General features: G+C 65.0%; 18 protein-coding genes, 3 tRNA genes and 1 pseudogene. 13 read left to right on the forward strand and 9 right to left on the reverse strand.

Translation table 11 applies throughout. The annotated features are described in order from the left end of the window. The 4 genes from NX778_RS06385 to NX778_RS06400 all read right to left on the reverse strand — a co-directional run bounded on the left by NX778_RS06385 (position 1) and on the right by NX778_RS06400 (position 4,437). Positions 1-744, reverse strand: a complete 744-nt coding sequence (locus NX778_RS06385) for a phosphatase PAP2 family protein (RefSeq protein ID WP_258810837.1) — start codon at positions 742-744, stop codon at positions 1-3. A gap of 63 nt (positions 745-807) precedes the next feature. After that, on the reverse strand, positions 808-2,400 hold the full coding sequence (locus tag NX778_RS06390) for an ArnT family glycosyltransferase (RefSeq protein ID WP_258810838.1): 1,593 nt from the start codon (positions 2,398-2,400) through the stop codon (positions 808-810). Further along, positions 2,397-3,452 carry a glycosyltransferase family 2 protein gene (locus tag NX778_RS06395; RefSeq protein ID WP_258810839.1) on the reverse strand — a complete coding sequence of 352 codons (1,056 nt, stop codon included), beginning with the start codon at positions 3,450-3,452 and terminating at the stop codon, positions 2,397-2,399. Before NX778_RS06395 ends, NX778_RS06390 begins: the two co-directional genes overlap by 4 nt. Beyond that, positions 3,436-4,437: an NAD-dependent epimerase/dehydratase family protein gene (locus NX778_RS06400; protein WP_258810840.1), complete on the reverse strand. Its 1,002-nt coding sequence runs from the start codon at positions 4,435-4,437 to the stop codon at positions 3,436-3,438. Before NX778_RS06400 ends, NX778_RS06395 begins: the two co-directional genes overlap by 17 nt. A gap of 222 nt (positions 4,438-4,659) precedes the next feature. Between NX778_RS06400 and pepN the strand changes: the two genes are divergently transcribed. Beyond that, positions 4,660-7,302, forward strand: a complete 2,643-nt coding sequence (gene pepN, locus NX778_RS06405) for an aminopeptidase N (protein ID WP_258810841.1) — start codon at positions 4,660-4,662, stop codon at positions 7,300-7,302. Between the two features lie 77 nt (positions 7,303-7,379). Then, complete coding sequence (locus NX778_RS06410; RefSeq protein ID WP_258810842.1) at positions 7,380-8,033, forward strand: hypothetical protein; 654 nt, start codon at positions 7,380-7,382, stop codon at positions 8,031-8,033. Here NX778_RS06410 and NX778_RS06415 read toward each other — a convergent pair. Beyond that, positions 8,030-8,347: a hypothetical protein gene (locus NX778_RS06415; protein WP_258810843.1), complete on the reverse strand. Its 318-nt coding sequence runs from the start codon at positions 8,345-8,347 to the stop codon at positions 8,030-8,032. The two genes, NX778_RS06410 and NX778_RS06415, sit on opposite strands and share 4 nt — an antisense overlap. A 104-nt stretch (positions 8,348-8,451) precedes the next feature. Between NX778_RS06415 and NX778_RS06420 the strand changes: the two genes are divergently transcribed. Both NX778_RS06420 and NX778_RS06425 read left to right on the forward strand, forming a co-directional pair. Beyond that, positions 8,452-9,306 carry an endonuclease/exonuclease/phosphatase family protein gene (locus NX778_RS06420; protein ID WP_258810844.1) on the forward strand — a complete coding sequence of 285 codons (855 nt, stop codon included), beginning with the start codon at positions 8,452-8,454 and terminating at the stop codon, positions 9,304-9,306. Between the two features lie 111 nt (positions 9,307-9,417). Next, entirely contained in the window at positions 9,418-10,584 is a 1,167-nt protein-coding gene (locus NX778_RS06425) for a right-handed parallel beta-helix repeat-containing protein (RefSeq protein WP_258810845.1), read from the forward strand. 65 nt (positions 10,585-10,649) lie between these two features. On the opposite strand, the pseudogene arsC reads toward NX778_RS06425, so the two are convergent. Continuing rightward, positions 10,650-10,994 (reverse strand): annotated as a pseudogene (arsC, locus tag NX778_RS06430) (arsenate reductase (glutaredoxin)); the annotation flags it as partial. A gap of 186 nt (positions 10,995-11,180) precedes the next feature. Between arsC and NX778_RS06435 the strand changes: the two are divergent. Beyond that, a complete protein-coding gene (locus NX778_RS06435; protein ID WP_258810846.1) occupies positions 11,181-11,801 on the forward strand; it encodes a 1-acyl-sn-glycerol-3-phosphate acyltransferase in 621 nt (206 codons plus the stop codon). On the opposite strand, the gene NX778_RS06440 is transcribed toward NX778_RS06435, so the two are convergent. Next, positions 11,798-12,343, reverse strand: a complete 546-nt coding sequence (locus NX778_RS06440; RefSeq protein ID WP_258810847.1) for a GNAT family N-acetyltransferase — start codon at positions 12,341-12,343, stop codon at positions 11,798-11,800. The two genes, NX778_RS06435 and NX778_RS06440, sit on opposite strands and share 4 nt — an antisense overlap. 218 nt (positions 12,344-12,561) lie before the next feature. Between NX778_RS06440 and NX778_RS06445 the strand changes: the two genes are divergently transcribed. From NX778_RS06445 to NX778_RS06455, 3 genes are read left to right on the forward strand one after another with little or no spacing between them, the layout of a single operon-like run. Next, entirely contained in the window at positions 12,562-13,527 is a 966-nt protein-coding gene (locus NX778_RS06445) for an SDR family oxidoreductase (protein WP_258810848.1), read from the forward strand. Between the two features lie 15 nt (positions 13,528-13,542). After that, positions 13,543-14,535 carry a non-homologous end joining protein Ku gene (ku, locus tag NX778_RS06450; protein ID WP_258810849.1) on the forward strand — a complete coding sequence of 331 codons (993 nt, stop codon included), beginning with the start codon at positions 13,543-13,545 and terminating at the stop codon, positions 14,533-14,535. Positions 14,536-14,541: 6 nt separating this feature from the next. Further along, entirely contained in the window at positions 14,542-14,775 is a 234-nt protein-coding gene (locus NX778_RS06455) for a hypothetical protein (protein WP_258810850.1), read from the forward strand. A gap of 135 nt (positions 14,776-14,910) precedes the next feature. Here the strand turns inward: NX778_RS06455 and ligD are convergent, their stop codons facing one another. Then, positions 14,911-17,427 (reverse strand): DNA ligase D, encoded by a 2,517-nt coding sequence (ligD, locus tag NX778_RS06460; RefSeq protein ID WP_258810851.1) that lies wholly within the window; start codon positions 17,425-17,427, stop codon positions 14,911-14,913. 100 nt (positions 17,428-17,527) lie between these two features. On the opposite strand from ligD, the gene NX778_RS06465 reads away from it, so the two are divergent. Beyond that, on the forward strand, positions 17,528-17,968 hold the full coding sequence (locus NX778_RS06465) for a hypothetical protein (RefSeq protein WP_370661312.1): 441 nt from the start codon (positions 17,528-17,530) through the stop codon (positions 17,966-17,968). Positions 17,969-18,050: 82 nt separating this feature from the next. Beyond that, positions 18,051-19,013 carry a D-2-hydroxyacid dehydrogenase gene (locus tag NX778_RS06470; RefSeq protein ID WP_258810852.1) on the forward strand — a complete coding sequence of 321 codons (963 nt, stop codon included), beginning with the start codon at positions 18,051-18,053 and terminating at the stop codon, positions 19,011-19,013. 305 nt (positions 19,014-19,318) lie between these two features. On the opposite strand, the gene NX778_RS06475 is transcribed toward NX778_RS06470, so the two are convergent. Further along, positions 19,319-23,260: a sensor histidine kinase gene (locus NX778_RS06475; RefSeq protein WP_258810853.1), complete on the reverse strand. Its 3,942-nt coding sequence runs from the start codon at positions 23,258-23,260 to the stop codon at positions 19,319-19,321. Between the two features lie 108 nt (positions 23,261-23,368). Here NX778_RS06475 and NX778_RS06480 point away from each other — a divergent pair. The 3 genes from NX778_RS06480 to NX778_RS06490 all read left to right on the forward strand — a co-directional run bounded on the left by NX778_RS06480 (position 23,369) and on the right by NX778_RS06490 (position 23,981). Then, positions 23,369-23,445 (forward strand) — tRNA-Arg (locus NX778_RS06480). Positions 23,446-23,707: 262 nt separating this feature from the next. Beyond that, a tRNA-Arg gene (locus NX778_RS06485) sits at positions 23,708-23,784 on the forward strand. Between the two features lie 120 nt (positions 23,785-23,904). Further along, positions 23,905-23,981 (forward strand) — tRNA-Arg (locus NX778_RS06490). Positions 23,982-24,226 lie beyond the last annotated feature (245 nt).

Below are 24,226 nucleotides of genomic sequence, written 5' to 3' on the forward strand. Positions count from 1 at the left end.
TCACTCCTCCCTCGCGCGCCGGCGCATCGGTAATTGAAAGGGTGTCTGCAGCAACTCCCAGCCTCCCCACAGCAGGCAAACGATGCCGACACCCCGCTGAAGCGGCATGACTTCCGGGAAGCCAATATGCTGGCTGAACAAGAGCGCCGCCGCGATAACCAGCAGGACCAGTCCGGAAGCCAGTCCCCACAGGCTGCACGTGGTCCATCCGAAACGGCTGGACAGTATGAGCCCGCACCACGCGGCAAGCCAGCCGCCCAGCATGCCTCCCAGCAGGTCGAGCGGCCAGTGGACGCCGACCATCACCCGAGACAGGCTGACCAGTACGGCGAGCAGCAGCAGCATCAACCGCAAGACGACGTAGCCGCGCAAGCCCATGACCCAGATTCCGGCGAGCGCAAACGCGGCGGCCGCATGCCCGGACGGGAACGCTCCGGTGCGATGCGGCGGCCCACTGTGGAAGAAGGCATCGGATTCCAGCAGGGCCAGGGGGCGCGGAATCGGTAGCGCGTGCTTGATGAGCTGCACGTAGGCGGTCGCGATCACCGCTGCGATCAGGGCCGCCCAGAAGCGATCGGGAGTACGTTTGATACACGGCAGGACCAGCGCGAGCGCCACGGCGCCATCACCGAGCATGGTCAGGTTGGCCCACACGCGGTCGCCGAACACATGGCCCCCGAGGTTCAGCGCGAGGAACAGTTCCTGGTTGCTGTCGCTGAAGGTAATCGCCGCGAACAGCAGCATGGCAAGCAGTGGTGGCGCCCACGCCCAAGCGGATCGAGGAGAGGTGCCCATGGAGAATCGCCCTCATCCACCGATGCGGGCTAGCACCACGCCGCCCTTGCGGTACAACACGCCATGCTGGCCCATGCCCTCCAGCTCGTCGCTGCGTGTGAGGATCAGCTCGCCGTTACGCAGCTCGCCGGCCCGTTCAGTGACTGCGCCACGGTACACGCTGAAACTGGGCACGTTGAAATGCCAGGTCCGCACCGACAGACCCGCTGAGCGGACCAGCAAGGCCGCTTCCTTCACCGGCCCTTGCTGCAGGGCCGCGAGCGCCGGCAGCGCAAGGCCGCCGACGGCGGACGAGCAAATCAGCCCGCTTGCTGCAAGCCGGGGCCAGACGGGCGTACGCGGCATCAAGGCCAGGGCGGCCACGGCGATCAACATGGCCCATGCGGCGCGTTGCCAGGCCTGGCTGAACACGTCCGGACGGCTCAGCATGTCCCGCAAGTAAAGGTTGCCGGTCTGCGGGCCGATCTCGCGCAATAGCATTGGCAACAACGCGATAAATCCGAGCAAAAAGAATGGCGGCGCGAATGCGAGCAAGCGGGAACCGATCGCGTGTCGATGACGCGCCATCAGCACGAACAGCGGTGTGATGCCGTAGATGAGATAGTGCGGCAACTTGGTCTGTGCGAGCGAGAAAAAAGCCAGCACGAACAGGAACCAGCACCAGAGAAATGCATCAAGCGGCGTTGCGCGCAGCTCGGACAGACGCCGCAGCACGCGCAGGAGCAGTCCGGTGTACGGCAGCAGGAGCAGCAAGGCGACCGGCAGGTAGTAGAACAGCCAGCCATCATGCCCCTGCAGCGGCTGCGCGAAACGCTCCACGTTGTGGTGCAGGATGAAACCGTCGATGAAGGCTTGCCCCTGCCGCTGATACTCCAGCCAGTACCACGGTCCGGCCACCACTAGCATGATCAGCCAGCCTGCCGGGTCCCGCACGGCCTTCGCCCAGGCGCGCACCTGCCCGCACAGCGCGAAGACGATGAGGCTCGCCGCGCCGGGGATCAGCAGCGCCACCGGCCCCTTGGTTAATGCGCCAAGCGCCATCCACAGCCACACGCGACGCCGGTATCGAACACGATGCGACACCAGATAGCGATAGAGGTCGAACATCGCCAGCGCGAGGAAAAGGTTGAGCAATGCATCCGCCGTCGCCCCCCGGCCAATGAGCGTCACGCCCAAGCTTGTCGCGGCAATGAACCCCGCGGCATGTCCAGTCGCGTTGTCTGCGACCCGTCTCGTGAAGGCCACCAGCGCCACAACCCACGCCGCACCGGCCAACGCCGACGGCAGCCGCAAGGCGAATTCATCGAGCCCGAACGCCCCGACCGACGCGGCCTGCAGCCAATAGATCAGGATCGGCTTGTCGAAACGCGGGGCGCCGTTGAGCCATGTGGTGACCAGGTCGCCCCTCTCCAGCATTTCGCGCGTCGCTTCGCTGAAGGCGCCTTCGTCGACGTCGAACAGGGGAAAATCCCCTAGCCTGAAGAAGAGACCGAGGTAGACGGCGACAGCGACCAGCAACGCCGGCATGCCGGACGCCAGCGCACTGCGCGCAGAAAGCCACAGGCCACGCACACTCTCGATCTGGGCTTGCGCGATGCCTTTCACAGCCCGCCCTCCCCGGCATCGAAGCCGTTGCCGAGCACCTGCCCCACAAGATATGTTCGTCGTCCGCTTGATTCGTAATAGGTCCGCGCCAGCATCTCGGTGACGATGCCAGTGCAGATGAACTGCACGCCAATCACCGCGACCAGCACGCCCAGCATGAGCAGCGGCCGGTTGGCGATCGGCTCGCTGAACATCAGCTTGCGCCACGCAAGCCAGGCTAGGACAAGCGCCCCGGCGAAGCCGCACACCAGCCCGATGCGCCCGAAGAAGTGTCCCGGCATGGCCCGATAGCGCGCGAAGAAGTACATCGACAGCAGATCGAGCAGGACCTTGAAGGTGCGAGCCAGGCCGTACTTGGATTTGCCATGCACGCGTGGGAGATGGCTGACCGGCTCTTCCCTGATGCGCGCGGGCGCAGTGACCGTGGCCAGCCAGGTCGGGATGAAACGGTGCATTTCGCCATACAGCCGCACTTGCCGCACGACGTCTGCGCGAAATACCTTGAGCGAGCAGCCGTAATCATGCAGCCGGACGCCGGTGACGGCGCCGATCAGCCGGTTGGCGCACCACGACGGCAGTTTGCGGAACCAGAGATTGTCTTGCCGCGCCTGCCGCCAGCCCACCAGCAGATCAAGGTCTTCGTCCATCAGGCGCCGCACCATCCGCACGATGTCTTGCGGATCGTTCTGCTGGTCGCCGTCCATGGTGACGATGATGCTTCCCTCGGCCACGTCGATGCCGGCCTGCATGGCCGCGGTCTGGCCGAAGTTCCGCCGCAGTATCACGGCGCGGACCCGGTCCGGGCAGCCGGCGACGGCATCGCGAATGAGATCGCCCGTGCCGTCGCCGCTGCCGTCGTCCACCAGGATGAGCTGCCAGGGCCAGGGCGATTCCAGCATGGCGGCCTGCACGCGCGTCACCAGCTGCTGGACGTTGCCGGCTTCGTCGAACATTGGCACCACCAGCGACAGGCGCTCCGCATGCGGACACGCGGGCGATTGGCGCGGCGCCGGCACCGTCTGCAAGGGCTGCAGGTCACGCATGATAGTCATGGAACCAGCGCACGAAGTGGCCGATGCCAGTGGCGAGCGGCGTGGATGGCGCCCACTGGATAGCCTGCTGCAAATCGCGCGTATCCGCGCAGGTGGCGAGCATGTCGGCTTCCGGCATGGGCCGCATCACCCGCTCCGCCTTGCGCCCAAGCGCGCGTTCCAGTTCGGCGATGAAGTCGCCCAAGGCGACCGGCTCCTGGTTGCCGACGTTATAGATGCGGTACGGGGCATGGCTGGTCGCCGGGTCGGGCTGGGCCGGGTCGAAGGCCGGGTTGGACATGGCCGGCCGCTCGGCCACGCGCGCAATCGATTCGACCACGTCGTCGATGTAGGTGAAGTCGCGCAGCATGCGCCCGCTGTTAAAGACCTGGATCGGCCGTCCTTGCGTGATGGCGTGCGCGAACAGCATGGGCGCCATGTCCGGCCGCCCCCACGGACCGTAGACGGTGAAGAAGCGCAGCCCCGTGGTGGGCAAGCCGTACAGGTGACTGTAGCTGTGCGCCAGCAGTTCGTCGCTGCGTTTGGTGGCTGCGTACAGGCTCACCGGATGGTTGGCGCCATGATGCTCGGAGAACGGCATGCTCCGGTTGGCGCCGTAAGTGCTGGAGCTGCTCGCATACAGCAGGTGGCCCACGCCATGCCGCCGGCAGCATTCGATGACGTTGGCGAAAGCGACCACGTTATTGCGCACGCATTCGTGTGGATGCTCCATCGAGTAGCGCACCCCGGTTTGCGCGGCGAGGTGGATCACGCACTCGAAGCGGTGCTCCGCGAACAGCGTTTCCACATCGTCGGCCTCGGCCAGATCGAGCTGGAAGAAGCACAAGCCCGGCGCATGCCGCAACTGCGCCAGCCGGCGCGCCTTGATCGCCGGATCGGCACAAGGCCCCAGATGATCCACGCCGACCACCACCATGCCTTGCGCGAGCAGGCGCCGCGCCATGTGCATGCCGATAAAGCCAGCCACTCCGGTGAGCAGAATCATCGCGATGTCCACGCATGAAAAACGGAGCTGCCATCTTCGCTGGCTGAGTTAAGCGAACAACGATGCAAATCAAACGAACGCGGGAATGCTTTGGCCTTGAACAGGTCATCCGAACCGGAGAATGCGCGTACACATGCATACATTTCTTGTTCTGGCGACTCCGGTGTATTCTTGCCGCCAAATCTCAACCCGCCGGACTGGCATCATGAAAGGACCGCCAACTTGAACCGTCTCGCTCCCCGCGCCATCGCGCTTGCCCTCGCTTCCGTCTTCGCCTTCAGCGCCCACGCGGCCACCATGCCGCCGCGCGCGCAGACGCCTTACCTGTCGCAAGGCGATGCCGCGGCGCGCGCGGCGCGCGTGTCGAATGTCGATTACCTGCTCGACTTCACGCTGACCGGCAAGGAAAGCTTCGCCAACACCACCACGCTAACCTTCGACCTGGCCGATACCAGCGCGCCGCTGACCATCGACCTCGACAAGGCCACGATCAAGCGCCTGACCGTCAATGGCAAGGAAGTGAAGCCGGACTACAACCAGTGGTTCATCACGATCGCGCCGCAGGACCTGGCCAAGGGCCGCAACACGGTCACCGTGGCTTTCGAGCGCCTGCACAGCACCAATGGCGAAGGGCTGCACCGCATGGTCGACCCGGTGGACGGCCGCGTGTACACCTACTCGCACTTCGAGCCGGCCGCGGCGCACCAGATGTTCGCCTCCTTTGACCAGCCGGACCTGAAGGCCACCTACACGCTCACGGCCACCGTGCCGGCCGACTGGCAGGTGGTGTCCGCCACGCGCGAAACGAAGATCGACGACGTTGCCGGTGGCAAGCGCTGGACCTTCCCACGCACCAAGAAACTGAGCCCGTACAACTTCTCGATGCACGCCGGCCCGTACAAGGTCTGGGAAGACACTTCCGGCAAGTACCCGATGCGCCTGTTCGCGCGCCAGTCGGTGGCTTCGCAGATCAAGCCGGCCGAATGGTTCCGCTACACCAAGGCCGGCCTGAACTTCTTCGACCAGTACTTCGGCATTCCCTACCAGTTCGCCAAATACGACCAGATCCTGGTGCCGGACTTCCTGTACGGCGCGATGGAAAACTCGGCCGCCATCACCTTCGCCGAGCGCGGCTTCATGTACAAGGCCGACATGACCGCGGCCCAGCGCCAGTCGCTGGCGGGCGTGATCATGCACGAGATGGCGCACCAGTGGTTTGGCGACATGGTGACCATGAAGTGGTGGAACGGCCTGTGGCTGAACGAAAGCTTTGCCGAATTCATGGGCGTGCTGGGCACCGCCGAAGCGACCGAGTTCAAGGATGCATGGCAGGCGTTTTATTCCGAACGTGAAGCCGGCGCCTACGCACAGGATCAGAAATCGACCACGCACCCGATCGAGGTGACGGTGGCGACCACGCAGAATGCCTTCGACAATATCGACGCCATCACCTACTCCAAGGGCGCGGCCACGCTGATGCAGTTGCGCCACCTGCTGGGTGAGGACGTGTTCCGCAAGGGCGTGCACGAGTACCTGACCAAGTACGCGTACAGGAACGCGACGCTGGACGACTTTATCGGCACGCTGGGCAAGACCGCGCACCGCGACCTGTCGCAATGGACCCGCCAGTGGCTGTACCAGCCGGGCGTGAACACGATTACCGCCAACTACAGCTGCAAGGGCGGCAAGGTCGACTCCTTTGCAATAGACCAGAACGCCACCAAACAGTTCCCGACCCTGCGCGAACAGCGCGTGCAGGTCGCCAGCTTCCGCCTGAACAATGGCCAGCTTGAACTGATCAAGAACGTGCCGGTCACCTACGCCGGCACCCGGACCAAGGTCACGGCGCTGGCCGGCAGCGCTTGCCCGGACCTGGTCTACGCTAACTATCAGAACTGGGGCTTCGCCAAGGTCCAGCTCGACCAGCGCTCGTTCGAGACCGCGCGCGAGCACCTGGCCAGCGTGTCCGATCCGCTGCTGCGCACCATGCTGTGGCACAGCCTGTGGGATGCGGTGCGCGACGCCAAGCTGCCGCTCAAGGACTTCATCCCGGTGGTGCTGAAGAATGCGCCGCACGAGAAGGACTACACGCTGCTGGGCGACGTGCTGGGCAAGGCTGCCGGCTCCAAGGCCTACCTCGACGTGATGGGCATCGACAACGCGTGGGCGCGCCAGACCCGCAAGGCGCTGGAGGACATGGCCTGGAACGGCACGCTCGCCAGCAAGGGTGACGACAACTTCCAGCGCCGCTGGTTCGGCACCTACGTCGGCATGGCGAGCACGCCGGAAGGCCTGGCGCGGCTGGCCGAGATTCTCGATGGCAAGACCAAGGTCGACGGGCTGGCCATCAACCAGGACCTGCGATGGAATATCATTTCGCACCTGAGCCGCTATAACTACCCGGGCAGCGATGCACTCATCAAGGCTGAGCAGGAGCGCGACAAGTCCGATACCGGCCAGGCCGCCGCACTGGCCGCAACCGTGGTCCGCCCGGATGCCGCGAACAAGGCCGAGTGGCTGGCGACCGTGGGCGATCCGAAGACCAAGCTGCCGTTCTCGAAAGTGCGCATCGCGATGTTCAGCATGTTCCCGGCCGAGCAGCGCGGATTGGCCGAACAAAGCGCCGACCAGCGCCTGGCGCAATTGCCTGAGCTGGACAAGACCGCCGGCGAAGTCTATATGCGAGCCTACAGCGGCAGCATGATTCCGTCGTCATGCACCCCGGCCAGCGTCAAGCGCCTGTCGGATGCCGCCGCGAAAATGACCGCGCTGTCGGCGGGCACCCGCCGCGGGCTGGTCGATACGCTGGAGGAAGACCAGCGCTGCGTCGCCATGAAGAACGCGATGACGGAGCCGAAGAACTGATCCTCGCCGCGTCGAACGAGGCGGGACTGCCGCGGCGCTGGTGGCCGCTGGCGGTCTCGCTGCTGGTGCACACGCTGTTGATCGCGCTGTGGATCAGGCATGCCGACCAGCCGCCGGTGGCGGTAGAAACGCCAGAGCCGCTGTCCGTGCTGCTGTTGCCGGCGCCAGCTGTGCGCGTGCCAAAGCTGCCTGCAACGGCGCCGGACAAACGCAAGGACGCGCGTTCGCCCCGCCCGTCGGCCCTTGCGCCGCCAAAGAGTCCGGCACCTCCCGCGACGCCTGTCGCGCCAGTGGCGGTTCAGGCGGAAGCGCCCGCGCCCCCGGCCGCCGCGCAGATCCTCGAAGATTCTCGCCACGATATCGGCAACATCGGCCGCGAACTGCGCGGCCAGGACGGCGTTTCGCCGCTGCGCGCCCGGCCCGCGCCACCAGTACTCACGCCTAGCGGCAAATGGAGCCGTTTTGCCCAGCAACTGGAGGACGCGCACATCGAGCGCTCGCCCAACATCGTCACGGAGGAATACACAGCGCCCGACGGCCGCGTTCTTTATCGCACGCGTCAAGGAAACAAAGTGATATGCCGCCAATCCGGCAGCCCCGGACCGCCCGCCACCTGGCGCAGCGAAGAAGCGGTGCGCGCCGGCGCCGGCAGCAAATCGACGCTGGGTGTAGGCAACAGCGCCGGCAACGTACTCTGTCCCGAAAGCGACCGCGACTGGAATAAACTCTAACGCGGCGCCACGCAAGTTTCGGCCAGCCGGCGCCACGCCCCCTCGGCCTGGCAACCGGAACCGGGCTGCTCGCGCAACACCCGGGCCAGGTCCGGCAGCGGCGCGGGATTGACTTGCACGTTCGGCTTGATCGGGACGCACAGCGCGTCCTGCCAGGCCGCCGAATACGTTTTCGGAATCGGCACCGGCCCGCGCAGCCGCACCGCGGCCTGTTCGCACGCGCCGCGGGACTGGTAGCGGCCATGCGGCGCCGCCTGCTGCAGCGTGACGTCCAGGTTCTGCTGCAAATACACCATCAAGATCATCGTGAACATCGCGACTCCATGAAAACCGGCGGGCATGGCGCACACCTGCGCTGGATCAGTTGTGCCGGGTGCGCGGCACGCTAGCCTGAGCGGACTTTTTTGAGAGGGCGTCCATGTTCAAGCTGATTACCTGGAACATCCAGAGCGCACGCAGTCCGGCCGGCGGCGCCGACCTTGACCGCATTATCGCTTGCCTCGATCGTTTTTCCGATTTCGACGTATTGTGCGTGCAGGAGGTCGCCAGCGGATTCGCCGCGCGCGATGGCAGCGAAAGCGGCGACCAGTTTGCCGGCCTGGCGCGCCGGCTGCCCGGCTATGCGGCGGTCGAAGGCGTGTTCACCGACACGCTGCATGCGGACGGCGGACGAAGGCGACTGGGTTGCATGATCTTTTCACGCCATCCCGTCCTGCAGGTGTTCCGCCATTCCCTGCCCTGGCCGCCGGACCCGGAGATGATGAGCATGCCGCGCGGCGTCCTGGAAGCAACCGTGCAAGCGCCTTCCGGCCTGCTGCGCGTGATGACGACCCACCTCGAGCATTTGTCCGAGCGCCAGCGCATGGCGCAAGTCGAGCACGTACGCGAGCTGCACCGCGAAGCCTGGGCCCACGCGGCCTGCCCGCGGCCCGGCCCGCCCGGCGCCGGCGCCTTCGCCGCCTTGCCGCGCGCAGCGCCAGCCATCCTCGCGGGGGACTTCAATATGCTGCCGCATTCGCTGGAGTACCTGCGCATGCTCGCCTCCTTCGCCGACGGCACCCTGGCCTGGCGCGATGCATGGCAGATCGCCCATCCCGGCCGCCGGCACGCGCCCACGGTCGGCCTGCACAGCGACGCGCCCGCGTCCGGTCTCCCTTTTACCTTCGACTACATCTTCATCAGCGCCGACCTGGCCGCGCGGGTGCGCCAGCTGCGCGTCGATGGCAGCGAGGAGGGGTCGGATCATCAGGCCATGCTGCTGGAGCTGGACTAATCGGGAAACGGCGAGTTTGCGCTAGCGCAAAGCGATGTTTGCGGCAGATGGCAGTACGTGAAGTTGTCGTACTGTAAAAATATTCGGGTCCCCCTTGCCTCGGGAGTGCCCATGCCACGCAACGTTTACACCCTCACCCGGTTCGCGCTCACCGCGCTGCCTTGCTGCCTGGTGGTGGCGCTGGCCGCTTGCCGCATGCGCGCAGGCGGCTCGGAACAGCTCGTGATTCCGGAAGTCGTCCGCGCCAACCTGTACGTCTCGCCGAGCGGCAACGACAGCAACCCAGGCACCGCGGACGAGCCGTTCCGGACCATCATGCGCGCCGCCCAGGTGGTCACGCCCGGCACCACCGTTCACGTCGCGCCGGGCGTGTACACCGGCGGTTTCAAGACCACCGCCAACGGCAGCATGGAGGCGCGCATCATCTACGAATCGACTGAACGATGGGGAGCGAAGATCGTGCCGCCCCTGAATTCGGGCTCATCGACAGCGTGGCAAAACCGCGGCAACTACGTCGACATCGTCGGCTTCGAAGTCGATGGCAGCCAGTACCAGGGTGGCGCAAAATGGCTGGGCGGCATCTACAACGGCGGCTCCTACGTCGCCATCCGCAACAACCAGGTCCACCACATCGCCAACGACGTGCCGTGCGAGAGCAGCGGCGGGGCCGGGATCGGGGTCGATGGTTACTATCGCGGCGTCAAGTCCGAAGTCACGGGCAACAGCGTGCACGATATCGGGCCGGACAACTGCCGCTTCATCCACGGCATCTACATCAGCACCTCGGCGACGGTGCGCAGCAATATCGTGTTCCGCATTTCCGGCGCGGGTATCCACCTCTGGCATGACGCCAACAATGTGCTCATCGCCGGGAACACGGTGACGGGTTCGGAGACCGGCATCGTCGTCGGCGGCGGTGACTACTACCATACGCAGGGACCGAACGACCGCACCCAGGTGCTCAACAACATCGTCTATGACAACCGCAGCGGCATCGTCGAGCAAGGCAATACCGGGAAGCACAACAGTTTCCGGAATAATCTGGTGTACCAGAACAATGGGGCGGATTGGAGGCTGTCCGAAGGCATGAGCCATTCGGGAACGATCGCGGCGGCGCCGGGATTCGTGGCCTACGATCGGAAGGGGACGTCGGACTTTCGGCCCGGGGCGAAGTCACCGGCGGTTGGGAAAGGCGTGCGCGCAGCCGATGGGGCGGATCAGGATTTTGAAGGCAAAGTGCGCGGGCAAAGCATCGATATAGGGGCGGTGCAGCATTAACTGCATCAAAGACCGTCGTTCCCGGCACTGCCGGGAACGACGTTCTCTCTGATTAAAAGTGATCAGAGAATCTCGTTCACCAACTCCGCCGGCCGGCACAGGCGCACACCCTTCGGCGTCACCACGAACGGCCGGTTGATCAGGATCGGATGCGCCAGCATGGCGTCCAGCAGCGCATCATCCGACAGCGCCGGATTATCCAGCCCCAGCTCCGCATAGACAGCCTCCTTCGAGCGGATCGCCTCGCGCACGGTCAGCCCGGCTTTGGCGATCATCCCGCGCAGTTCCTCGCGCGACGGCGGCGTGGCCAGGTAATCGACGACGCGCGGCTCGATGCCGTGCTCGCGCAGCAGCTCGAGGGTGTTGCGCGAAGTGCCGCACCGGCCATTGTGGTAAATCGTGGTATCCATTCGTGCACGCTCCAGGTGATGTGTCAGGTTGGCAGCATGATACCCGCGCCGGCCCGGCCGTTCCAGCCCGGCGCTTGTCGCTGCTTTGCGCTCGCTATAGAATTCAGCGCTGATTTCCGCGGCGAAATGTCGTTTCATCGCCGACAATAAAATACGAGACACGGCCTAGCGCCACCTGGAGAAACAATGAGTGACTACCTGCTGCGTCCCGCGTCGCTGCCTACCTGGGGCCAGCGCACGGCGCTGCGGATGATGCGCCTGTTCGGCTGGAACGTGCGCTACAAGCCCCTGCCCGGCCCGCATGGCATCGCCGTGGTCTATCCACACACGTCCAACTGGGACTTCGTCGTCGGCCTGTTCGCGAAATGGACCATCGGCCTGCAATTCCGCTGGCTGGCGAAGAACTCGCTGTTCCTCGGCCCGATGGGCGCCGTGATGCGCTACTGGGGCGGCATCCCGATCGACCGCAGCGCGCCGCAAGGCGCGACGCAAAAGCTGGCGGAGAGCATGCTGGCATCGAAGTGGTGCTGGATCGCCATCACGCCGGAAGGCACGCGCAGCTACCGTCCGCACTGGAAGAGCGGCTTCTACCGCCTGGCGCTGGCCGCCAAGGTGCCGGTGCTGCTGTGCTACATCGACTACCGCGCGAAGGAACTTGGCGTGGTCGACTACCTGACCCTGACGGGCGACGAGGACGCCGACATGGCCGCCATCGCCAGGATTTACGAAGGCCACGAGGCCCGCTTCCCCGCCAAGGCGGCGCCGATCAAGCTGGCGCCCAAGACGGAGAAGCCGGAACAGGTCTAGGCCGCGACCGCGAGCGGCTGCGGCACGAACAACTGCTTGAACCAGATCGCCGTGGCGCGCCAATGGCCTGTCGTGTCGCAGCAATAGTCCGGCAGTTCGCCCAGCCGGGTGTAGCCGCAGGCGCGGTAGAAACCTTCGGCTCCCGAGCCGGCCTCGGTATCGAGATACACCAGGCCGCGCTTGAGCGCCATGGCCTGCGCCTCGGCTTCCGCCAACAAGGCGCTGGCGATGCCGGACCGCCTGGCATCGCTGTGGACCAGCAACTTCTGCAATTCCGCGCGATTCTTTCCATTGGCCTTGCGGCACAGTTCCAGTTGCACCGTGCCCGCCAGCGTGCCGCTGCGCAGCGCGACCAGCGCGATCCGGCTGCCGTCGGCGACGGCGGCGCGCACTTCCAGCCAATAACCCAGCGCCTCGGACATCCCGAGCGGTGGCAGGAAACCCACCGACGCACCGTGCTGCACGGCGTCCCTCAACAAATCGGCCAGTTCGGGCAGGAACCGGTCGACGCCCTTGGAGTCAAGCTTGCGGATCTCGTTCATGGCTACGCTCCCTTGTGGTGACACTTACTCACCAGCACGATGCATGCCAGCTGCCAGCCGGTGCATACGGCCCGCTAACACACCATTTTGGTGCAATTTCTTAACAAAAAGTTGCCCTGCGGCAGTGCGACTGCTCTGTGTGGGAGCGCACTGTCGCCAGCGGCCGCGCGGCCAATACTTCGCTGTTCGGGGAACGCGCAACGATAGGAGACCAACGGATGGCAAACCAGGACGATACGGCGAAGCAAATGCAGGCAATCCAGAGCCGGCAAGACCAGCGCGATGGCAGCATGCAAAAAGAGGAAAGCAAGGACGCGGTCCAGACCGGCATCCAGGAACCCGCCCCGCCGATGCCGCAGCAACACCTCGTCAAACCGGGCATCGAAGCCCGGATGGAGCTCAAGCCGAAGTTCATGGCCGAGCACTACAAAGGCAGCGGCAAGCTGCAGGGCCAGGTCGCGATCGTCACCGGCGGCGACTCCGGCATCGGGCGCGCCGTCGCCGTGCTGTATGCGCGCGAGGGCGCCGATGTCGCCATCCTTTACCTCAACGAACATGAGGACGCCGCCGAAACCAGGCGCTGCGTCGAAGCCGAGGGCCAGCGCTGCATCACCGTCCCCGGCGACGTGCGCGACATGGAATTCTGCAAGCAAGCGGTCGATCAGATCGTCGCCGAATGGGGCCGCATGGACGTGCTGGTCAACAACGCTGCCTTCCAGGAGCACGCCGCCGACATCACCGACATCACCGAGGACCGCCTCGACCTGACGATGCGCACCAATATCTATGGCTACTTCCACATGGTCAAAGCCTGCCTGCCGCACATGAAGCGTGGCGGCGCCATCGTCAACACCGGCTCCGTCACCGGCCTCAAGGGTTCCAGGCAGCTGCTGGATTATTCCGCGACCAAGGGCGCCATCCACGCCTTCACCATGTCGCTCGCCGCCAACCTGATCGACAAGGGCATCCGCGTCAACGCGGTGGCGCCGGGGCCGGTGTGGACGCCGCTCAACCCGGCCGACCAGTCGCCGGAAAAAGTGAAGGAATTCGGCGCCAGCACCACCTACAAGCGTCCGGCCCAGCCGGAAGAATTGTCGCCGGCTTATGTGTTCCTCGCATCGCCCGCCTGTTCGAGCTACATTACAGGTGTGATCCTCCCGGTCACCGGCACCGTTGGCGAGTAGAGAAAGGAGCCGGCCATGGCACGCAGCATGTGGAAAGGGGCCATCAGCTTTGGGCTGGTGCATATCCCGGTCGAAATGTATCCGGCCGTCAGCTCGCAAGGGCTCGACCTGACCATGCTCGACCGCCGCGACTTCTCCCCGGTCGGCTTCAAGCGCTACAACAAGAATAACCAGAAGGAAGTGCCCTGGGACGAGATCGTCAAGGGCTACGAATACACGCCGGGCGAGTATGTGGTGCTGTCCGAGGAGGACCTGCGCCGCGCCAACCCCGAAGCGACGCAGACCATCGACATCGCGGCCTTCGTCGATGCCGAGCAAGTTCCCCTGCTCTTCTACGACCAGCCCTATTACCTGGCGCCCGGCAAGGGCGGCGACAAGGTCTATGCCTTGCTGCGTGAAGCGCTCAAGGCCACCGGCAAGATCGGCATCGCGCGCGTGGTCATCCGCGTCAAGCAGCACCTGGCGGCACTGGTGTGCGTGGGCGATACGATCGTGCTGAACACGCTGCGCTATGCCGACGAAATCCGCGATGCGGGCGAGCTGAAGATACCGGCGCCGGACGCCAAGAACGCGACCATTTCCGACAAGGAATTGCAGATGGCCAAGGCCTTGGTCGACGGCCTGAGCGAGGATTGGGATCCGGAAGAATTCCACGATACCTACCGCGAGGACGTGCTCGCGCTGGTCGAGCAAAAGATCGCCGCCAACGAAACGCACAGCATCACCACGGCGGCGCCGGAGCGCGAGCGCACGGCGACCTCGAATGTCATCGACCTGGTGTCGCTGCTGCAGGCCAGCCTGGGCAAGAAACCTGGAGCAAAAGGCGCCGCTGCCAAGGAAGAGGAAGGGGCGCCGGCCCCGAAAGCACGCAAGGCGCCGGCCAAGCGCAGCGCTGCCGCCAACGAGGAGAAGCCGCCGGCCCGGCGTGCCGCGGCCGCCAAGGCATCGAGCGCATCGAAGGCCAGCGCGCCCGCCAAGGCCCCCGCGCGCCGCAAAAAAGCAGCGTGAGGCTGAATGGATGAACTGATCGACCTGCTGCAATGGCCGGCCATGGCCGTCACCTTGCTTTCATCCTACCTGATCGGCTCCAAGCGGGCCGGGAAACGCGTTGTCGGATTTTGTTCCTTCATCCTCAGCAATATTTTGTGGATCGTCTGGGGCTGGCATGACGAGGCGTGGGCGCTGATTACGCTACAGGTGGCGCTGATGTGTACCAATATTCGAGGGATTATCAAGAACGAACATTAGCCCCCAACCGTCGTCCCGGCGCCGGGACCCATACTGAATACGTGGGCCTGCGGCCTGTAATTTTCGACGACGCAGAGGGTCTGTGGGTCGCGTCCTTCGACGGGACGACGTGCTGACGAACGTGGGGATAGGATGCTATTTGGCGGGCACGCCCAGGACCTTCATCGCCGCGCTCAAGGTTTTTGCGGCCTTCGCGTACCCTGCCCACGGCTCATTGCCCTTGTCCAGCCGCGTATGCGCGTTACCGACGTTCCACTGATCGCCCGCCTTCACCTGCATCAGCTCGTCCCACTCCAGCGGCACCGAGATCCCCAAGCCCGGCCGCGTGCGCGCTGACCACGCACAGGCCGTCGTCGCTCCGCGCCCGTTGCGCAGATAGTCGATAAAGATCTTGCCCACCCGGTTCTTCGCCCCGCTCTTGAAGGCGAAGCGGTCCGGCAAGGTCGACGCCAGGTGGTGCACGATGGCCTGCGAGAACGCCTTCACCTCGTCCCAGCCAAGCTTGCCCTTCACCGGCACCATCACGTGCAGACCCTTGCCGCCGCTCGTCTTGAGAAAGTTCGGCAAGCCCAGTTCGTCGAGAAAGGCATGCATCAGCTGCGCCGCTTCCTGCATCGTCTTCCACTGCACGCCCTCGCCCGGGTCGAGGTCGAACACCATGCGGTCCGGCGTCTCGTAGGACTTGCGCACCGCGTTCTGCGTATGGAACTCGATCACGTTCCACTGCGCCGCCGACAGGATCCCCTCGACCGACACAATCCCGAGCATCGGCGGATCGCCCGGATCCAGCTCCTCCGGCATGTGCACCACGCCCGGCAGCTTGCGCACGTCCGTATGCTTCTGGAAGAACAGTTCTCCGCCCACACCCGCGGGCGCACGCACCAGCGCGAGGGGGCGGCCCTTCAGGTGTTCGAGCATCAGCTCGCCCACCAGGGCGTAATAGCGCACCATGTCGAGCTTGGTCAGGCCCGTCGACGGATCGATCACCCGCTCCCCGTGCGTCACTTTCATCGTGGCCGGGAGCCTGGCGACCGGTGCAGCGCCTTGCGGCCGGGCAGGTTCGACGTCTTCCACGTGCTTTGCCTCCTCGCGGGTGATTCTTTTGGGCGGCTTGTCGCTGCGCAGCCCCTGGAACACGGGGTGCCGCACCGAGCCGGTATTGGTCCATTCCGAAAAGCTCACCTCGGCGATCAGCTTCGGCTTGACCCAATGATGCTTGCGCCCAGGCACGGCCTTGGGCGGAAAGGGACTTTCGTCGGTCTCGATCGCCTGCAGTTTCTTCAGCAGGTCCAGCAAGGTCGCGCTGTCGAAGCCGCTGCCGACGTTGCCGGCGTATTGCAGCACGCCATCCTTGTCGTGGTAGCCGAGCAGCAATGAACCGATCCCGAGACGCGAGCCCTGCGGGTCGGTGTAGCCGCCGATCACGAATTCCTGGCGCTGCTGGCACTTGAGCTTGATCCAGTCCGGCGAACGCCGCGTCACGTAGCGCGAATCGCGCCGCTTGCCGATCACGCCCTCCAGGCCGAACTTGCAGGCCGCATCGAGCAGCTGGACCGGGTCATCGCCAAACTCGGCGGAAAACTTCACGCTCGCCGATTCCCTGCCGGCCAGCTCGGCCTCCACCAGCGCGCGCCGCTCCTCCAGCCGCACGTTGCGCAAGTCATAGCCCTTGAGATAGGGCGCGTCGAAAATGAAATACTGGATGGGCGCGGTATTCGAGCCGTCGAAGGCCAGCTGCAGCATGCCGAAATTCGGCCTTCCCTGCTCGTCGTTGACGACGATTTCCCCGTCGAACCAGCCATCCGCCAGTTTCATGCGGACCAGTTCCTTCTGCAAAGGCAGCAACTTGCTGGTCCAGTCATTGCCGTTGCGGGTGATCAGGCGCACCGACTTGCCCTCGACCCGGGCCAGCATGCGGTAGCCGTCGAACTTGACCTCGAACACCCAGTCCGCGGGCGAGGACGGCGGCCTGTCGACCAGCGTGGCCAGCTCCGGCGCCAGCTCGTCCGGCAAGTCCGCCTTGAGCGCGCCTTCCGGCATGGCGCCGCGCTTCGCCTTGGCCGGCGCCGCCTTCTTCGCTTGTTTGGCGGCGTCAGCCGGCAGGGGCAGCGCCTTGACGCTGTCCGGCATCTCGTCCACCACCGAGAATTCCTCGACCGGCCGCGCGAAGTCGTCCTTTTCCTTGATCAGCAGCCACGGTTCCTGGCGCTCGCCGCTGCGATTCTTGATGCGGACCAGCGCCCACTTGCCATGCATCTTGTGGCCGTGCATCTCGAACTTCAGGCTGCCCTTCTCGAAGCCCTTGCGCGGATCCTCCAGCGGATCCCAGGTGCCCTTGTCCCAGATGATGACCTTGCCCGCGCCATACTGCTTCTCGGGAATCGTGCCCTCGAATTCATTGTAGGAAATCGGGTGATCCTCGACATGCACGGCCATGCGCTTGTCGCGCGTGTCGTAACTGGGACCCTTGGGCACGGCCCAGCTCTTCATCGAACCGTCCAGCTCCAGGCGGAAATCGTAATGCAGCCGCGTGGCCCAGTGCTTCTGGATCACGAAGGACAGGCCGTTCTCGCACGGCTTGCCGCCCTCGGCGGGTTCGGAGGTAATCGAGAAATTGCGTTTCGCCTTGTAGAGTTTCAGCGCGTCCGCCATCACACCACCCTTCGCTTTGACGTCCGGACCAGTGTAGGCGGCCGCCGGGCGCCGGACTGTACGCCAGCTAACGTGTCTTGTTTTGGGCAAATGATTGTAAGTGGATGTAAAAACACGTCAACGAATCGCCGGGCCACATCGTTGTTGGTCACAGAAGCACCGGGGCGCGAAAGCCCTACCTGATCAACTTCCGAAGGGATTTACCATGAGCAAAATCGTTGCCACCCTGATTGCCGGCCTGTTCGCAACCTCCGCCTTCGCCGCCGCCCAGAACACCGCGGCCCCGGCCCAGCCCACCGCACCGGCCATGAGCAAGGCCGACAAGAAGGTGGAAAAGGCTGAAGCCAAGGAAATGAAGGCCGACGCCAAGGCCGATGCCAAGGTAGAGAAGAAAGCCGCAGAAGCCAATGCCGACATGGCCAGCGCCAAAGCCGACGCTACCAAGAAAAAGGCCAAGGCTCACAAAAAAGCCATGAAAGCCAAAGCAGAAGCCAAGGAAGAGAAAATGGAAAACGCGGCCGACGCCCAGGCCAAGCACTAATCCCTCAAGCTCCACCATCCGAAAGACAGGGTTCGCCCTGTCTTTCTTCGTTTACGGTGCATGCCCTACAATGGGGAAACTCATGAAAGGCCCGACCATGCACCGTATCGTCTTCCTTGACCGCGACAGCCTCCAGGCCAATGTGCGCCCTCCCCGATTCGAGCACCACTGGACCGAGTACACCGGCACCGAGCGGGCGCAGGTGGCCGAGCGCCTGGCCGGCGCCACCATCGCGATCAGCAACAAGGTGCCGCTGCGCGCCGACGACCTCGAACGCCTGCCGGACCTGAAGATGATCGCCATCGCCGCCACCGGGACCGACAATGTCGACCTGGACGCCTGCCGCGCGCGCGGCATCGCGGTGGCCAACATCCGCAATTATTCGGTGGTGGCGGTGCCCGAGCATGTGTTCGCGCTGGTGCTGTCCTTGCGCCGCAACCTGTTCGCCTACCGCTTCGACGTCGAGGCGGGGCGTTGGGAACAGTCGACCCGCTTCTGCCTGCTGGACCATCCGATCGCCGACCTGGCCGGCAGCCGTCTCGGCATCGTCGGCTACGGCGCGCTGGGGCACAAGGTAGCCCACCTGGCGCGCGCGTTCGGCATGCGGGTGGCGGTGGCGACCCGCACCCCGCCGCAGGATCCCGATATCGAGCTGATGCCGCTGGACGAATTGCTCGCCACCTCGGATGTGGTGAGCCTGCACCTGCCGCTGAACGAGCAGACCCGCAACCTGATCGGCGCGCGCGAGCTGGCCTCCATGAAGAAGAGCGCGCTGCTGATTAACACCGCGCGTGGCGGCCTGGTCGACGAGCAGGCCCTGGCCGATGCGCTCCGGCGCGGCGTGATCGGCGGCGCCGGTTTCGATGTGCTGAGCAAGGAGCCGCCGGTGCCGGACAACCCGCTGCTGCAGCTGCGCCTGCCGAACTTCCTCCTCACCCCGCACGTGGCCTGGGCCAGCGCCGGGGCGATGCAGACCCTGGCCGATATGCTGGTCGATAACATCGAGGCCTGGGTGGATGGGAAGCCGAAGAACCTGATGTTCTAGTTGGCCTACTTATACAAGGAACGTCATCCCTGCGAACGTGGGGATCCCTCCACATGGGGTCAGGTCGTCCAATAAATCGAGATTGCAGAGCAGTAACTCTTCCAGATGGGGTCAGGTCGTCCAATGAACCAAGATTGCAGAGCAGGAACTCTTGCGGTGGCAAGACCTGTAGCGGGGTGGTAATTTTGATTCATTGGACGACCTGACCCCGGTAGGAAAAAGCTTTAGCGGGGTGGCAATTCTGATTCATTGGACGACCTGCCCCCGGTAGGAACCGCCTTCGCGCGAACGACGTTCTCGTTAAATCACGTGCGTTCGGTTGCGCTCGCCGCCACAACCCTCACCTCAAGCGGCAGATCGAGCACAAAAGTGACGCCCTCGCCCGGCCTGCTGTCGACACCGATGGTCCCGCCCAGCAGCGTCGTCACAATGTTATAAACGATATTCAGCCCGAGCCCGGTTCCGCCGCTCCCCATCTTTGTCGTGAAGAAGGGCTCGAACACGCGCCGCACATGTTCCGGCGCGATCCCGCGCCCGTTGTCCGAAAACTCGATGCGCACACGCCCCGGCTCCGGCGTACTGGCCGACAGCAGCATGCGCCCGCCCGGCTCGTCGAAAGCATGCAGCAGCGAGTTGTTGACGAAGTTGATCAGCACCTGTCCCAGCGGCCCGGGGAAGCTGTCCATCGCGATCCCGTCCGGCACCTCCAGCACCAGGCAGTGTCCCGCCAGGCTGACCTGTTTCATCATGGTCGCGAAGATCTCCTGGCAGGCTTGCGCCAGGTCGAAGCGGCGCCGCTGCGCGCTGGCCTGGTCGACCGCGACCTGGCGGAAGCTGTTGACCAGGTCCGCCGCGCCATGCAGGCTGCGCATGATGAGCTCCGATGCTTCCTGCGATGCGCTGATCCAGCCTTCCAGGTCCGAGCGGCGCAATTCGGCCGCATCGAAGCGCGCCGCCAACGCCTCGGTCTTGTCGTGCAGCGTGCTGGCCATCAGCAGGCTGTTGCCGATCGGGGTATTCAATTCGTGCGCAACGCCGGCCACCAGCGAGCCAAGCGATGCGAGCTTCTCGCGCGAGGCCAGCTGCGCCTGCGTGTCGCTGAGCTGGCGATAGGCGTCGGCGTTATCGAGCGCCACGCCGACATAGGCCGACAGCGTGCGCAGCATGTCCTGGTGCACGCGCTCGTAGGCCTGGCGCTCGAAGCTCTGCACGGTCACCAGTCCCAGCACCCGTGAGCCGACCACGATCGGCACCATGATCACGGAATGCGGCGCATCCTCCGCCATGCCGGCGCCGGGCAGCACCATCGGCGCCAGCCCGCCCGGCCGGTGCGGCGGCAAGTAGTGGATGCACTCGCTCTCGGCGTCGCCGAGCAGGATCTCGCGCCCGTGCCGCACGCACCATGCGGCCAGCTGCGGCTCGGCCAGGCTGCGCTCCAACGGTGGGCAGCGGCGGCCATGCGCCATCGTGAACGGATAGGCCAGCACGCCGCGTTCGGGATACTGGATGCCGACGCCGAACACGTCGGCTGGCATCAGCGCGCGCACGTGTTCGTACAGCGTGGTCATGATCGCTTCGCTGTCCAGGTTCGCGGTCAGCATACGGCCGATTTCGGACAGGCGCGCGATATTGCGCTGGGCCTGTTCCACCACTTCCTTCTGGCGCTCGACCTCCTGCTTGCGCCGCTCCGCCGCGTCCTTCTGCAGCAGCAGTTCGGCGGTGCGGGCGCCGACCTGGCGCTCGAGCCGGTCGGTCTGCTGCACCAGCGCGCGCACCCGCGCGCGGTAGCCGAGCCAGGCGCTCGCCAGCACCAGGGCGGCCGCGCCCAGCCTGAACCACCAGGTCTTCCACCACGGCGGCAGGATCGTGATCGACAGCGCGGCCGGGTTCGAGCTCCACACGCCGTCCTTGTTGCTGGCGCGGACACGGAACACGTAGTGGCCCGGATCGAGGTTGGTGTAGCTCGCGAAGCGCTTGCCGGCGTCGGTGTCGACCCAGTCCTGGTCGAAGCCTTCCAATTTGTAGGCGTAGCGGTTCTGCAGCGGATCGGCGAAATGCAGGGCCGCGAACTCCAGTGAGAACGCCGAATCGCGATATGACAGCTTGACGTCGCGCGCCTGGTAGGTCGGCACGCCGAGCGTGAGCGGCTGGTTGAAGACGCGGAAGTCGGTGATCACCACCGGCGGCGCGTACGGGTTCTCGCGCACTTCCGACGGCACGAAGGCGGTCATGCCGTTGACGCCGCCGAAAAACAGCTCGCCCTGCGGCGAGGCCCACGCCGAGCCGACAAAATAGGAGCCGTCGATCAGGCCATCCTCCGCCGTATAGGACTTGAACTTGCCGGTGACCGGGTCGTAGCGCGAGATGCCGACCGTGCTGCTGACCCACAGCGCGCCGGTCGCATCCTCCAGGATGGCGCCGATCGGATTCGAGGCCGGACTGGCGCTGAGCGGCACCAGCTTGAAGCGCGGCGGCTTGCCGGGACGCTCCTCCATCCGGTGCAGGCCGCCGGCGGTGCCCACCCATAGCTCGCCGCGGGTCGATTCGAGCAGGTAGTAGACGCGGCTATGGCGCAGCGAGTCCGGATCGCGCGGATCGTGGCGGTAGTGGGTGAAGGTATTGGTCGCGCGGTCGTAGCGTTCCAGTCCGCTGTCGGTGCCGATCCAGATGGCGCCATGCCGGTCTTCCAGCACCGCGAAGCCGAGGTCCTCGCCAAGGCTGGCCGGATCATCGGGGTCGTGGCGCCAGCTGCGCACGGTGCCGTCGGGACTGCGCGCGTACAGGCCAAGGCGGGTGGCGATCCACAGGGTGCCATCGCGCCCGGTGCGCAAGCCGTTGATGAAGCCCGCGCTGACATCGGGCGCCAGCGGCTGCCGCACGAAACGTCCGTGCGCCGCGTCGAACCAGCACAATCCGGCCTGGGTGCCGATCCACAGCCGGCCGCCGGCGCTGGCCAGTGCGGTGACGGTGTCGTCGGGCAGGCTGGCGGGATCGCTTGTGTGCCGGTAGTGCTGCGCGCGGCCTGTCTCCGGCTCGAAGCGGGTCAGGCCGCCGCCGGTGGCGCCGATCCACAGCCAGCCGTCGCCGGCGCCGAGGATCGCGCGCACCTTGTTGCTGCCGATGCCGCCCTGCTGCCCGACGGTGTGGGTGAAGCGCGAAAAGCCGCCGCTGGCGAGGTCGACCCGGCATACGCCGTCGAACTGGGTGCCGACCCACAGCGTGCCGCTGCGGTCGACCCAGATCGATCCGACCTGGTTGCCCGACAGGCTGTGGCGGTCGTAGGCCTGGCTGCGGAAGGCGAGGAAGGTGCCGGTCGCGGGATCGCGCCAGCGCAGGCCGTCCTGGTCGGTGCCGACCCACAGGTTGGATCCGGCGTCGTGATACAGCGAGCGCACCGGCACGTCGCCCATGCCGTCGGACGCGGCGATATGTTGGCGCTGCGGGACAGCTTCGTCCAGGCGCCAGGCTTCGAGCCCGGCGCTGGTGCCGATCCACAGCGTGTTGCGCGGTCCCATCGACAGCGCCTGGATGCTGTTGCGGCGCCCGTCCTCCGCGGGCAGCACGCGGTAGTGCTGGAAGCTGTGCGATCCGGCCGCGAGGCGGTCGATGCCATTGCTGGTGCCGACCCACAGCGCGCCATCCGGTGCCAGCGCCAGCGCGTTGACGTGGTCGTCCACCAGGCTGGCGGTCTCCAGCGGGTCGTGCCGCATCAGGGCGAACTGGCCGGTGGCGGGATCGAAGTGGCGCAGTCCGGTCGCGCTGCCCAGCCACAATCCGCCCTTGCCGTCCGGCGTGATCGCCGTGATGCCGCGGATCGCGGCCGAGCCGTAGCCGCTACCGGCCGGCAAATAGCGCACAAATTTCTGGGTCGCCTCGTCAAAGCGCGCGAGGCCGCCCTTGGTACCGAACCACAGCCGGCCGGCATCGTCCTCGTAGGATGCGGTAACGAAATTGTCGGGCAGGCTGCCGGGATTGTCGGGGTCGGTGCGGAACACCGTCATGCGGTAGCCGTCGTAGCGGTTCAGGCCGGCCTGGGTGCCGAACCACATGAAGCCGTTGTGGTCTTGCAGCATGGTCAGGACCGATTCCTGCGACATGCCCTGCTCCACGCCAATGCGCACGAAGCGCAGCGTGCGCGGCCCGGCGGCCAGCGCGCCGGCGCAGTACATCAGCAGCAGCCAAGCGCACAGCCAGCGCAGCACGCGCCGCGCCCGGGCGGCCCCCTCTCGAGTGGTCGACGCCACCATATCATTCCCGTCAGATTCGCGACGCTTTAATCTACCAGAGCCCTTGCGAACATGAAAGAAATTAAGACTTCCGGAAACGAAATCACGCTGCTATAATGCGTGCCTCGGGCGGCTGTAGCTCAGCTGGATAGAGTACTTGGCTACGAACCAAGGGGTCGTGGGTTCGATTCCTGCCAGCCGCACCAGAAGACATGAGGGACCAGGTTGAGAAACCTGGTCCCTTTTTTGTTTGCGTTCAGCCCCGAACGTCGTTCCCGCGCAGGCGGGAACCCCATTTTGAATGCGCCCTGACACAACCTGCGCTTCGATCAAGAAATGGGATTCCCGCGTGCGCGGGAATGACAGCAGCTCTTCAGGCACGCTGCCATGGTCAATCTCCGCCCAATTCGCACCACCCAATTCGCAACTTTGCCATTTTGCGCACTGCTGTTATAATGCGTGCCTCGGGCGGCTGTAGCTCAGCTGGATAGAGTACTTGGCTACGAACCAAGGGGTCGTGGGTTCGATTCCTGCCAGCCGCACCAGAAGACATGAGGGACCAGGTTGAAAAACCTGGTCCCTTTTTTCTTTTGCATGAGGTCTCACGCGCGGGTCGCGGTGGCACTTTGCCATTTCGGGCAGGCCTGCTATAATGCGTGCTTCGGGCGGCTGTAGCTCAGCTGGATAGAGTACTTGGCTACGAACCAAGGGGTCGTGGGTTCGATTCCTGCCAGCCGCACCATCTTTTCAAAGTGGTCCAGAGGAAACTCTGGGCCATTTTTCATTTCTGCCCCTTTTTTCTACTGATGAGTTAGCGACAGTACCGCTGAGTTGCCGCTTTTTGTCGCCAATACACACACCATCCGTCTTAAACCGGCCTTAAAAACGGGCGCGTTGCGCCGGACAGCCTCTCTTCTCTGCGTAGGACTATCCTGACGATTAGCTTGCGCGCGCGGGAATCGTTGCCTTCTCTCAAGCACAATTTGA

It is taken from the genome of Massilia terrae, assembly GCF_024753145.1.
In the GTDB taxonomy this organism is placed as follows: Bacteria; Pseudomonadota; Gammaproteobacteria; order Burkholderiales; family Burkholderiaceae_D; genus Telluria; species Telluria terrae.